Origin of the sequence: Candidatus Villigracilis vicinus, from assembly GCF_016702885.1 — a bacterium.
Classification (GTDB): domain Bacteria; phylum Chloroflexota; class Anaerolineae; order Anaerolineales; family Villigracilaceae; genus Villigracilis; species Villigracilis vicinus.
Map to the genome: position 1 here is coordinate 350,249 of NZ_JADJDD010000025.1, position 12,675 is coordinate 362,923.

The 12,675-nt window shown below is 49.7% G+C and carries 7 protein-coding genes and 1 pseudogene; 5 read left to right on the forward strand and 3 right to left on the reverse strand.

Going from position 1 to position 12,675, the window contains the following annotated elements; translation table 11 throughout:
- Positions 1 to 53 precede the first annotated feature (53 nt).
- Together IPG80_RS17630 and IPG80_RS17635 are read left to right on the forward strand one after the other, a co-directional pair.
- Positions 54 to 692 carry a helix-turn-helix transcriptional regulator gene (locus IPG80_RS17630; RefSeq protein WP_345109631.1) on the forward strand — a complete coding sequence of 213 codons (639 nt, stop codon included), beginning with the start codon at positions 54 to 56 and terminating at the stop codon, positions 690 to 692.
- A gap of 189 nt (positions 693 to 881) precedes the next feature.
- Complete coding sequence (locus IPG80_RS17635) at positions 882 to 4,946, forward strand: TIR domain-containing protein (protein ID WP_345109633.1); 4,065 nt, start codon at positions 882 to 884, stop codon at positions 4,944 to 4,946.
- A gap of 49 nt (positions 4,947 to 4,995) precedes the next feature.
- Here the strand turns inward: IPG80_RS17635 and fdhF are convergent.
- From fdhF to IPG80_RS17650, 3 genes and pseudogenes are all read right to left on the reverse strand, one after another.
- A pseudogene (fdhF, locus tag IPG80_RS17640) lies at positions 4,996 to 7,134 on the reverse strand (formate dehydrogenase subunit alpha); the annotation flags it as partial.
- A gap of 99 nt (positions 7,135 to 7,233) precedes the next feature.
- The gene (locus tag IPG80_RS17645) at positions 7,234 to 7,920 is read right to left on the reverse strand and encodes a 2Fe-2S iron-sulfur cluster-binding protein (protein ID WP_345109636.1); all 687 of its coding nucleotides are present in this window, start codon (positions 7,918 to 7,920) and stop codon (positions 7,234 to 7,236) included.
- The gene (locus IPG80_RS17650; protein ID WP_345109639.1) at positions 7,917 to 9,584 is read right to left on the reverse strand and encodes an NAD(P)H-dependent oxidoreductase subunit E; all 1,668 of its coding nucleotides are present in this window, start codon (positions 9,582 to 9,584) and stop codon (positions 7,917 to 7,919) included. Before IPG80_RS17650 ends, IPG80_RS17645 begins: the two co-directional genes overlap by 4 nt.
- 91 nt (positions 9,585 to 9,675) lie before the next feature.
- Here IPG80_RS17650 and IPG80_RS17655 point away from each other — a divergent pair, with 91 nt between their 5' ends.
- The 3 genes from IPG80_RS17655 to IPG80_RS17665 are packed head-to-tail and all read left to right on the forward strand — an operon-like array spanning position 9,676 to position 12,612.
- On the forward strand, positions 9,676 to 10,419 hold the full coding sequence (locus IPG80_RS17655) for a GntR family transcriptional regulator (protein ID WP_345109642.1): 744 nt from the start codon (positions 9,676 to 9,678) through the stop codon (positions 10,417 to 10,419).
- Between the two features lie 12 nt (positions 10,420 to 10,431).
- A complete protein-coding gene (locus IPG80_RS17660; RefSeq protein ID WP_345109645.1) occupies positions 10,432 to 11,097 on the forward strand; it encodes a corrinoid protein in 666 nt (221 codons plus the stop codon).
- Between the two features lie 60 nt (positions 11,098 to 11,157).
- A complete protein-coding gene (locus tag IPG80_RS17665) occupies positions 11,158 to 12,612 on the forward strand; it encodes a trimethylamine methyltransferase family protein (protein WP_345109653.1) in 1,455 nt (484 codons plus the stop codon).
- The last annotated feature ends 63 nt before the right edge of the window (positions 12,613 to 12,675 follow it).

A 12,675-nucleotide genomic window follows, 5' to 3' on the forward strand; every position in this document is an offset into this window, starting at 1 on the left:
CTAAAATTGGTTGTTTCTTTTTCGATACAATATGTTGACGAAAAGAAACTTTTTTGTTAAAATATTGGTTAGTTCCGTCCAGCCTGCCCCCCTCAGGCTGGACGGAACTATTTCTATTAAGAACTTTTATATTTTGGGTATATAATTTGGCTATAAACAGGGTGGATATCCAAATTACAGACCTTCTATCACTGAACAAAATCCCCCCCACCATCAAGGTAAATAATCCTATTTGCCGTATTTTTAAACGCACAGATGTTTCTATTAAGAAACAATATCGCTCCCAACAGAAACATGTATTGTGCCAAAATTATAAAACTATGACTGCTGTGGGTAGACATCAAAAATTCAAAGAATGGCTCATGAAGGAGATGGACAAACGGGAATGGTCGCAAGCAGACCTTGCACGGTATGCCGACCTGAATCGAGCCGTCATCAACAAATTGTTGAATGGACATTCAGCAACCCCGCGTCCTGCAACACTGGAAGCCATCGCACGCGCGTTCAAAGTTCCCGTAGAAAAAGTTTACCGGGTTGCGGGGCTGCTTCCCGAAGTGCCTGAAAATGAGGGAGTGATCGAAGAAGCAATCCATCACCTTAGTCAAATTCAAGACCCCAAGCGCAAATCAGCTGTAATCTCTGTGATCAAAGCCCTTGCCGAAGAAGAGAAAAAAGAAAAAAACCAAAAGTAACAATAAAACATCCCCGAGACACGAAAAAAATCTCGGGGATGTTTTTGTATCTGCTCATCCAAACATCTACCGAATTGGCATGGTTTAAAAATGCCTATATATCTTTATCTTATCTTTTTTGTAAATTGATAATTCCAACCTTGCAAGTAAAATTTAGCCAGTTCGTATCCGCTCATCAGGAGAATCGCCATGACCGATGTATTTATTTCTTATTCCCGTCGAGATAAAGTTTTCACCCAAAAGCTGGTAGACGCGTTACATGCCGCCAATCGTGACGTGTGGGCAGACTGGAACTCCATCCCTGCCGCATCAGATTGGGACGCAGAGATCAAAGAAGGCATCGAAAAGACGAATACGGTTCTATTTTTGCTCAGCCCTGAGTGGATCAAATCCAACGAATGCCGCAAGGAAATGATCCACGCCATTCAACATGGCAAACGTCTTGTCCCCATTTTGTACCTCATGCCAGATCAGGGACAGGAAGTTCCGCCGGAATTGGCGAAAATCAACTGGGTGTACATGCGGGATACGGACAATTTTGACAAGGCGTTCGAGACCTTGCAAAGCGCGATGGATACGGATCTCGATTGGATTAAGACACATACCCGCGTTCAAGTCCGCGCGATTGAGTGGGATAAAAAGAAACGAGATAACTCTTTTACACTGCGCGGGAAAGACCTCACCGATGGCGAGCAGTTCATTTCCGGTGCGACAGGGAAAAGCCCCGAACCTACTCAATTACAAGGTGAATATGTTCTCGCCAGCCGTAAGGATGCCACTCGCAGGCAGAGAATCACACTAGCTGGGGTTACGATTGCCTTGGTAGTGTCTATTGCGTTGGGTATTACTGCTTATTTTCAGCGGCAGGTAGCAGTTGCAAATGAGAAAACAGCAAATGCAAATTTCCTAGGCGCTCAAACTAATTTACTGATTACTACGGATTTTCAACAATCTCTTTTACTCGGCATTGAATCTTTCCGCTTTATGGACAAATCAATTACAAGAGGGGCTCTGCTAGATGCATCTGCGGCAAACCCGGCTATTCTCCAATATCTTGAAGGACACACAAACCAGGCATTCACTGTTGTCTTTAGTCCTAATGGACAAATCCTTGCATCCGGAGACTTTGATGGCACTATTTTGTTATGGGATGTAGCCACCGGCAAACAAATCGGACAGCCTCTCACTGGGCACACAGATACTATATACAGCCTGGCGTTCAGCCCAGACGGTAAGACTCTTGCATCCAGCAGTAATACGATCATGCTATGGGACGTAGAAACAGGCAAACCTATTGGTGAAGCACTTAAGATGGACACAACAGATGCGGCTATAAGGGTGGCATTTAGTCCAGACGGCAAAACACTGGCATCCGGAAGTACCGACTCCACCATCATGCTATGGGACGTATCCACCGGTAAACGAATAGGAAAACCGCTTACAGGGCATACTGATAGTGTAATTAGCGTGGTATTTGTCCAAAACGGAAAGACTTTAGCATCTGGCAGTGCAGATAACACCATTAGGTTTTGGGATGTCGCTACCGGGCAACCTATTGGAGAACCGCTTACAGGCCACACTAACATGGTAACGAGTTTGGCAACAAACCCAACCGGGGAGATGTTGGCATCTGGGAGCATGGATGGAAGTATCATAGTGTGGGATGTCGCAACAGGCAGTCCAATTGGCGAACCTTTAAGGGGACACGACGATATCATAACCAGCGTTGCTATAAGTCCAGATGGACTAAATGTAGTGTCAGGCAGCGCTGACCAATCCATTAAAATGTGGGGAATAGGGCTTGGTGTCAGCCTTGATGTGGTAACACCAAGAGTTATTGGGCGAGTCAATGCATTGACACTCAGTCCAGATGGTAAAACTTTGGCAGTAGCAGATAATAGTTCAAGCGTTATTTTACTAACTACGGAACACACTAATCCTATTGGAAAGCGGATCTCGTCCCAAACAGAGGGACTGACAAGAATGTCCTTAAGTCCTGATGGCAAGATTTTGGCAAATACCGGTTTGTATTCTGACACCATCGTACTTGTGGATGTGACAACTGGTAATCCTATTGGTCAACCACTTACGGGACACACAGATACTATATGGGAGCTGGCATTCAGTCCAGATAGTAAAACACTAGCATCAGGTGGAATGGATGGAAGTATCAGACTGTGGGATGTGGCAACCGGCAAACCCATTGGTCAACCACTTATAGGGAATACAGATACCATATACAGTCTAGCATTCAGCCCAGATGGTAAAACCCTTGCATCTGGCTACAATGATAAAACCATTATTCTATGGGATCTGAAAACTGGCAAACCCATTGGTCAACCTCTATCGGGACATACAGATGCGGTAATAAGTATAGCGTTCAGTCCAGATGGTAAAACTCTGGCATCGGGTGGTGGCTTCCCAGATAACACCATAAGATTATGGGATGTAGCAACAGGTAAACCTGTTGGGCAGCCTCTCACAGGGCGTACAAAGACAAGCAATGCGATGGATTTGGTTTTCAGCCTGGACGGAAAAACGTTAATATCTGGCAGCACAGATCAGTCCATCATTTTATGGGACGTGGAGACTGGCAAGCCCATCGGTGAACCACTTACTGGAGCTACAAATGCAGTTACCGACCTGGCATTAAGCCCAGATGGCAATATTTTGGCATCTGGCTATGCAGATCAGACAGTGAGACTGTGGGATATAGCTACTGGTAAACCCATTGGACAACCCCTGCTTGGGCATAATGGTCCCTTGGTACAAGTTAGTTTCAGCCCAGACGGCAAGACTCTAGTATCAGGCAGTCAATACGGCAATATCATATTATTCAATCTGGAAACAGATTATTGGATTGAACGTTCATGTGAGCGTGCAGGACGAAACTTCACACAGGCTGAGTGGTCAGAATATTTTCCAAACGTGACGTACCGGAAAACATGTGAACAATGGCCACTCGAAACAGAAAATGCGCCCACAAACATTCCTTTTCCCACACCATATCCTACAAGCGCAACAACGGCAACGCCGATTTCGGATCTCAATGATTCGACATCTCTCCCAGGATCAGATAACGGCATAATTTATCAAGACGACTTTAGCCAAAAAACAGATTATTATGAATACTTTAATTTAGAGCAAGCAACATCGGATATAGCAAACGGTGTATATTCCATCAAAGTTAATACCCCAAACACTTGGGTTATTCCGACCTCAGGCATTGAAGCTAATGACAATGATATATCCGCAGATATTCAACAATCATCTGGGAATGCAGACCAAAGTTCTGTTTATGGTTTAACATGTCGAATAACACAACAAGGCGGATATGTATTTGCAGTCACAGGCGATGGAAATGCTCTCATCTTGAAGAAAAATGACAGCGGCCAATTTTCACTTATTTCAGATGTTATCCCCGTGAGTTCTTATAATTCAGGAGGCTCAGTAAATAGATTGTCTGTCTCATGTGTTGGCGACCAATTGACGCTATCGGTAAATGGAGAAGTTATCATTCAAATTACAGACAATTCGTACGCCACAGGCTATTTAGGTTTTGCAGCATTCTCACTTGACACATCGCCCAGTCCTCTGCAAGTGAACTTTGACAACCTAGTGATAAGCGAGCCTGGCAAATTGCCAGCAACAACCGCGCCTGATTCGCAGGGAAGTTCAAATGAACAAGCAGGAAATAACGTTCTCTATCAGGATGATTTCAGCAGCTCAAACGATGCCGTTGAAACTTTCGAGAGCAACAACGCAAGCAATATGGCAAAGAATGGCGTGTACTCTGTTACAGTAGCAAAGGATGGCATCACCAACTTTCCACTCATTTTTATAGATGCAAACGATAGTGAATTAACAAGCCGTGTAAAGTTGATTGCCGGCCCATCTGACAATAATATTGGGTTTGGATCAGCATGTCGCTTTTCGTTTGATGATGGAAATGGCTATCTATTTTTCGTGAGCGGCGATGGATTTGCAAGTATACAGTTAATGAAAGATGGGCAAATTACCGCCCTAAAAGATTGGACCTCCTCTGACGCCATAAAACAAGGGAGTGTTGAAAATACTTTTACATCATCCTGTATCGGCGACCAATTAAAACTAAGTGTAAATGGAGAAACCGTCCTTGAGGCGACTGACAGTACACATTCTTCGGGTCAATTTGCTCTGTTCCTCCAATCGTATTCCGCTTCATCCTCACCCATCACAGTAGAGTTTGATGACCTGCTGATCACCCAACCCTAAAATTGCAAAAAGACCTCGGAGATTTTCTACTCTCCGAGGTCTTTTACTTTTAATACCTTCCCCTATTCAAAACAATCTCCGCATTTGGCAGGTCGCTTTCCCTCGCGGGGAAGACCTGCACGGCACAGGCTTTGAATTCGGGGATCTTTGCCTGGGGGTCGAGCGCGTCATTGGTCAATAGGTTCGCGGCGGCTTCATGGAAGTGCCAGGGGAGGAAAATGACGCCGACTGTTGTCTTCTCCGTCACCGTAGCGCGGACGATGACCTCACCGCGTCGACTCTGGACTTTGACCGGGTCGCCGTTGCGGATGCCGTGGATCTCGGCGTCGGCGGGGTGGATCTCCACACGGGCTTCGGGGTAAATTTCGTTCAGGGCTGAATTACGCGTCATCGAACCGCCATGCCAGTGTTCCAGCAGACGCCCGGTGGTGAGGATGAAGGGGTATTCATCGTCTACTTGTTCGCGCACAGGGACGTAATCCAAGGCGTGGAATTTTCCTCTTCCGCGCGGGAAGGACTCTTTGAACAAGGTCGGCGTGCCAGGGTGTTCCATGTGCGGCACCGGGTAAATGAGACCTTCTTTATCAATGCGATCATAAGTAATGCCGGCATAATCGGGATTCACGCTGCCCATCTCGCGCAGAATCTCTTCCGGGTTGGAATAAGCCCAATGAGCAGTGGGCAAGCCAAGGCGCGATTCGATGCGCAGGGCAATGTCACAGACGATCTGCCAATCGGGGCGGGACATCCCGCGTGGAGGATGAGCCGCGCGGACTCGCTGCACGCGTCTGTCAGTGTTTGAAAACGTGCCTTCTTTTTCAGCGAAAGGCGTGGCGGGCAGGAAAACATCCGCAAACGCGGCGGATTCGTTGATGAAGATATCCTGCGCAACGATGAATTCAAGCTGCTCCATGTGATGGCGTGTGAGGTTCAGATTCGGCTCGGACATCATCGGATTTTCGCCCATGATATAAAGCGCACGGATGCCGCCTTCGTGGGCGTTGCCGAGAATTTCAGTGGTGGTGAGACCCAGCTTGAGGCTCAATCCGCCTTCTTCGATGTTCCAGGCTTTTTCCCATTTGGTGCGGTTATCGGGGTTATCCACACGCATATAGCCGGGGTAATGGAATGGCATGGACCCCATGTCACTGGCACCCTGCACGTTATTCTGTCCGCGCAGAGGATTCAACCCGGTGCCATCTCGCCCAACGTGACCAGTGAGGAAGGCAAGATGAATGAGTGCCATGGCACTGGCAGTGCCGTGAGAAAGCTGCGAAATGCCCATACCCCAATAAATGGCAGCGTTCTTCGCGGTGGCATACATGCGGGCAGCTTTACGAATATCTTCGGCTGGCACGCCGGAAATCTCTTCAGCGTATTCTGGTGTGAATTTTTCGAGACTTTCCAGAAACTCATCGAAGTTTTCAGTGCGATTCTTGACAAAGTCCCAATTGACGAGGTCTTCTTTAACAATGACATGCGCCATTGCCGAGAAAACCGGTACGTTCGTGCCCGGCTTGAGCGGCAGCCACATCTCCGCCATATCCACCAGGTCAATGCGGCGCGGGTCGATCACGATCATCTTCGCGCCATGCTTTTGCACAGCATCTTTCATTTGCAGGGAAATGATGGGGTGATTTTCCGAGGTATTCGAGCCGGTGACGATGAAGACATCGTTCATCACGACCTGACTCGCGGTGTTGCTCATGGCAGAAGAACCAAGTGCCTGTAGCAACGCCACGACCGAACCGGCATGGCATAGACGGGTGCAGTGATCGACATTGTTCGTGCGGAACAAGGCGCGGTACATCTTCTGCAAAACGTAGTTATCTTCGTTGGTGGCTTTAGCACAGCAGTAGACCGCCATGGCGTCGGAACCATCACGCTTGTAAATGCGGGTGAGGTTATCAGCCACATAGTCCAACGCCTCATCCCACGAAGCCTCGCGCCATTCAGAAAGGTCGAACGCCTGCGTGCGTTTTCCGGCTTCCTGCCTGGTCTTACGGATCATCGGCGTGGTGATGCGCTTGGGGTGATAAATAAAGTCGTAGCCAAAACGTCCCTTCACGCACAGGTTGCCGTGATTGACTGGGGAATCGAACGGCGTAGTGACCTTGAAGATAAAGTCGTCTTTGACGTGAAGTTGCAAAGTACAACCTACGCCGCAGTAAGGGCAGGTTGTAGTGGTGATATGGTCGGATTTGATCATAAGGTCTCCTTGCGGTAATTGGAGATTAGTAATTGGTAAATGGTAATTGACTAATCTCCAATCTCTATTTACCAGTTACTACTTACGTTTTTTTCTGCCCGTATTCATCACACTGATTTCAGCAGGCGTTTTGCCTTGCTCCAGCATATATTCGCGCTTGGGTTTCAATGCGCCGGTGGGGCAAACGCCCACGCATTGACCGCACATCACACAAGTCGTTTCAGGGATGGGTTTATCAAAGAACGTGGCGATCTGCGTTTCAAAACCGCGCCCTTCAAAGTTAATTGCAAACGTATATTGAGCATCATCCGCGCAGACCTGAACGCAACGCCAGCACAACAAACATTTTGAATAGTCGCGGACGTACATCGGATTATCATCTTTAACTTCCGACTCGCGGCGCTCGGCATCGGGAAAGCGCTCAGGGCTTGCGCCGTATTCATCCATCATCGTAAGGATATCGGGCGCATCAGACAAGTCCATGGTGGAGGCGAGCATTTCGAGGATGGTCTTGCGTGCGCGCACCACCTTCTCGCTTCGGGTCTGGACCTTCATATTTGCGCCCGCTTTGACAATGCACGAAGGCTGGAGCACTCTCTGCCCTTCCACCTCGACGACACACATGCGGCATAGTCCATTCGCTGTGGTAGCTTCGTGAAAGCAGATGGTGGGAATGTTGATGCCGTTCTCGCGGGCAACATCTAGCAATGTCTGTCCGTCTTGCGCGGTAACTTCCTTGCCGTCCATCATAAATGTGATCGTCATGATTTCACCTCGAACAGGTCGGGCCACAATTTCATCGCAGACAATACCGCACTCGCAGCCGTCTGCCCCAACCCGCACAGACTTGCATCCGTCATCGTCCAGCCGACATCTTGCAAGCGGACGAAGTCACCTTTCTGCGGGTTGCCCTCTGCCACGCGGTCGAGAATTTCCATTTGGCGCCGGGTTCCCATTTGGCAGGGATAGCATTTACCGCAAGACTCATGTGCAAAGAAATGACCGAGTCTTTTCAATACATCGCGCATGTCCCGGGTCTCATCGAAGACCATCACGACACCTGATCCAAGCGGAAGACCAGCAGCACGCAGGTCTTCAAAGGTCATTTTCACATCAAGGTGTTCCGCCGTGGCAAAGGCTCCCGCCGCACCGCCGAAGAGAACAGACTTGAGCTTTTTACCGTCAATCACACCGCCTGCCATTTCAAGCACTTCACGTAAGGTCGCACCGAACGCAACTTCATATACCCCCGGCTTGACCACATCCCCTGAAAGACAGAACAATTTGGGTCCCGGTGATTTTTCGGTACCGATCTTGCGATATTCAACGGCGCCTTTTTCGAGGATGAGCGGCACATTGCATAGTGTTTCAACATTATTGATGACGGTTGGTTTACCGAACACGCCATGCGTCGTCGGGAAGGGCGGCTTCACGCGCGGAAAGCCACGCTTCCCTTCGATCGATTCAAACAGCGCGGTCTCCTCGCCACAAATATAGGCACCAGCGCCGACGCGAATTTCAACTTCAAAACCTTCAAGATGCCCGGCAGCTTTGGCTTCGTCAATGGCATTTTGCAGCGCCGGGACAATATACGGATATTCACCGCGAATATAAATAAAACCTTTGGTCGCACCAATGGCATACGCCGCAATGGACAACCCCTCGATCATCATATGTGGGTCATCCAACAACAGGATACGATCTTTGAACGTGCCAGGTTCGGATTCATCTGCATTACAGATGACATATTTTTGGTCTGCCTGCGCCTTGAGCGCGCCTTCCCATTTAATTCCAGTTGGGAATGCTGCGCCGCCTCTTCCCACCAGACCGGCAGCTTTGATCTCTTCCACGACCTGTTCGCGGCTCATGGATCTTGCTTTTTTCAGGGCGGTATAGCCGCCATACGCCTCCAATGAAGTTGTTTCACCGCCGCAGTTTTTGGTCAGCATGCGGAGCGTCCCACCGACGAGAGACTTTGGGCGGAAGTTCTTATCCACGCCGAAATCTTCGATGGCACGATCTCCCTTCGTTACCAGCATGGCGGGAACCTGGTCGCACATCCCAAGGCAGGGACTCGGCTCAATGGTGAGATCCAATTCCGGGTGAATCTGATGCGGATCCAGGTCAAATTGATGGCAGAGTTTTTTCAAGACGCCGTCTGCATCACGCAAGCCGCAAGCCGGGTCGGTGCAAACGCGGATCACATTCCTGCCGGTAGGTTTGTTGTAATACATCGAATAAAACTCGATGACCCCATGCACATCCGCCAGCGGAACCCGCAGCGTTTTGGAAATTTCGGCAGCCACAGGTTCGGGGAGCCAACCATAAATATTTTGAGCCGCATGCAAGGCTGGCAAAAGCCCCGAGCGGCCCAATGGGACAAATTTTTCTATTGCGGGTTTCAATGGCTTCAGGTCAATTTCAGACATATAATCTCCGGGATGTTGAGTATAACCGAATGCATTTTCAGTGACACGCGGCACTTCCGAAATCCCCTCAGATTATATATAATGTACAATCATGGCGTCAATAGCAGCAAGAGAACTCACCCACAAGCCCCTGAAGGAAGAAATCTATGATGCCTTGCATCGTCAGATCATTGCAGGGAAATACACCCCCGGCGACTGGCTCCGGCAGGAAGATATTGCCAGCCAGATGGGCGTAAGCATGACACCCGTACGAGAAGCCTTGGATCTGCTGGTGGCGAAAGGCATTGCAGAGCGAGTGCCATACCGCGGGGTGCGCGTGCGCGAAATGTCCGAAAAGGATGTTGTTGAAGCTTATGGGATGCGTCTGTTTCTCGAAGCAATGATCGCAAGAGAAACCGCCCTGAACATCACCCCGGATAAGATCGCAAACCTTGAGGCGATCATGGCGGAAATGGATCGGCATGTTGAACTAAGCGAGATGCCGCAGGAACGACAATTAAGCCGCGAGTTCCATACTGCCATTGCGGAAGCCTCTGGGAATGACCTGTTGATTCAGTTGTACTCCATCGTTTCAAACGCATTTCCAGACTGGCTGCTCTACGAAGCGCTTTACCGCAAGCCCGAATTGGTCTCAAGTAGTGTGGCGCAAACCCACGACGAACACGCCGCCATCCTGGAAGCATTCAAGAAAAGAGATCCGGATAAAGCAGTAAAAGTATCGCTCGAACACGTCATGGAATCAGGCAGGTGGCTGGAAACGTACCGCAATATCCCCGCAGCCCTGTTGAGAGAGAAAGAAAAACAAGTTTCGCACTTGATCAAAAAATCAAAGTAATCAGGAGGCAGTATGTCAGAAGAGATCGAGAAGTTATTCAAGGATATGGCACAAAGCATTATCGATGGTGATTCGGATGTGTCGGTGGAGCTTGCTCAAAAAGCCATTGCCATGAATATCCCGCCGTTGGATTCCATTACCAAGGGGTTTGTGATCGGCGTAAATTACATCGGCGACCAGTTCGGCGCTGGCGAAGCCTTTTTGCCGGAATTGGTGATGGCAGGTGAAGCCATGAAGGCAGCCGTCGCCACCCTTGAGCCGGAACTCCTTAAGCTCGGCGAAGCCCGCGAAACGATGGGCAGAGTTGTGCTTGCCACCGTGGAAGGCGACATTCATGAGATCGGCAAGACGCTGGTCGGCACGATGTTGAGCGCCTCCGGTTTCGAAGTGACCGACCTCGGTGTAGACCAGCCCGCAGATAAGATCATTGGCAAGGCACTCGAGATCAACGCCAGCCTCATCGGCATGAGCGCACTCCTGACCACCACCATGGTTCGCCAGCGTGAAGTGATCGAAGAAATGGATAAAGAAGGTCTGCGCCCGAAGATCAAGGTCATGGTTGGCGGCGCCCCCATCACCCGCGATTGGGCTAACAAGATCAAGGCAGACGGCTACTCGGAAGATGCCGTCGGTGCGGTAAAGCTCGCCAAAGAATTGGTCGGCAAGTCCGATATGTAATTCGTCATCACGACATAATCAATCAGAGAGAAGAGAGAGACATAGCCTCGGGAGGGCTCTATGTCTCATAAGAAGATCAAAACCATCAGCGACCCCAAATTGAATTTTGAGGTACTGACCCATGATGAAGTATTAAAGATCCACGAAACAACGCTGAACATTATTGAAAATGTCGGCGTTCGTTTTCCTTCCAAACGCGCACTGGATATTTGGGAAGCCGTTGGCGCAGATGTGGATCGCACCCGGAAGACCGTGAAGGTCAAACCGTACCTGATCGAAGACGCGCTAAAGCAATGCCCGCCGAAATATGTGCTTGCGGCACGCGATCCACAGCAAGACCTCCCACTCGATGGCAATCACGTCTGTCTTGGCACAGACGGATGTGGCGTCGAAGTCATCGACATCAATACCGGCGAGAAGCGCACCACTGAACTGCAGGACGTACGCGATATTTCCAGAGTAGCCGATGCTACCGAAGAAGTGGCGTTCCATTGGGTGCCCGTCTCTGCGCAAGATACAGCGGTTGAAGCGCGCGGACTGCACGAACTCAAAGCCGTTTGGGAAAACTCCACCAAACACGTCCAGACCGAATCCATTTACAACGTGGAAGAAGCCAAAGCCGCGATGGAGATGGTATCAATTCTGGCTGGCGGCAAAGAAAAACTGCGCGAACGCCCCATGCTCTCCTTGATGCAGTGTACGGCGCCTCCACTCGGACACGACGGCGGATCCCTCGATGCAGCCTTGATTGCCGCCGAATATGGAGTTCCGACCGGTTTCATGACCATGTCTGCCTGCCTTACAACAGGACCGGCAACCATGGCTGGGACTCTTGCCGTCGGCAACGCAGAGGTTATTGCAGCCACAGCATTGCTGCAATTGGCATACCCTGGCACTCCCGTTTTTTATGCCGCAGCCCTCACCGCCTCTGACCCGCGCTCCGGCGCTTACACCGGCGGCGGACCTGAAGACTTCCTCTTTGGGGCAGCCGTCAATGCGCTTTCAGATTTCTACAACATCCCGCTCTCCATGGGTTCGTTCGCCACAGGCGCAAAAGAACCAAACTGGCAAGCCGGGCTGGAAGGCAGTCTCTCGACCTTCATGGCAAGTGTGGTCATGTCGGATATGCTGTTGGGATGCGGTTTTCTGCATGGCAGCCGCATCTGGTCGTATGCAGAGATGATGTTGGACTGCGAGATCTTCTCCATCATTCACAAAATGATGCAAGGCATTGTCGTAAATGAAGAAACCCTGGCAATGGATGCCATTGCCGCAGTTGGACCCGGCGGTCATTTCCTGGCACAGAAACATACCCGTGCCCATACCCGTGACCTGTTCATGCCTGAATTTTTAGACCGCCGCCCCTACACGCAATGGGAAGACAAGCGAGATGACGCGCGCAACTGGGCAACCGCCAAGGCAAAAAAGATCCTGCAGGAGCACCAACCTGATCCGTTGGATGAAAAGGTCAGCAAAGAATTTGAAAGAATTATCAAGTCAGTCGAAAAGAAATAACAAGAAATGAGAGTTGAGTAACGAGGCGCAAGAAAACTCACTTCTTGTACCTCGTTACTCATT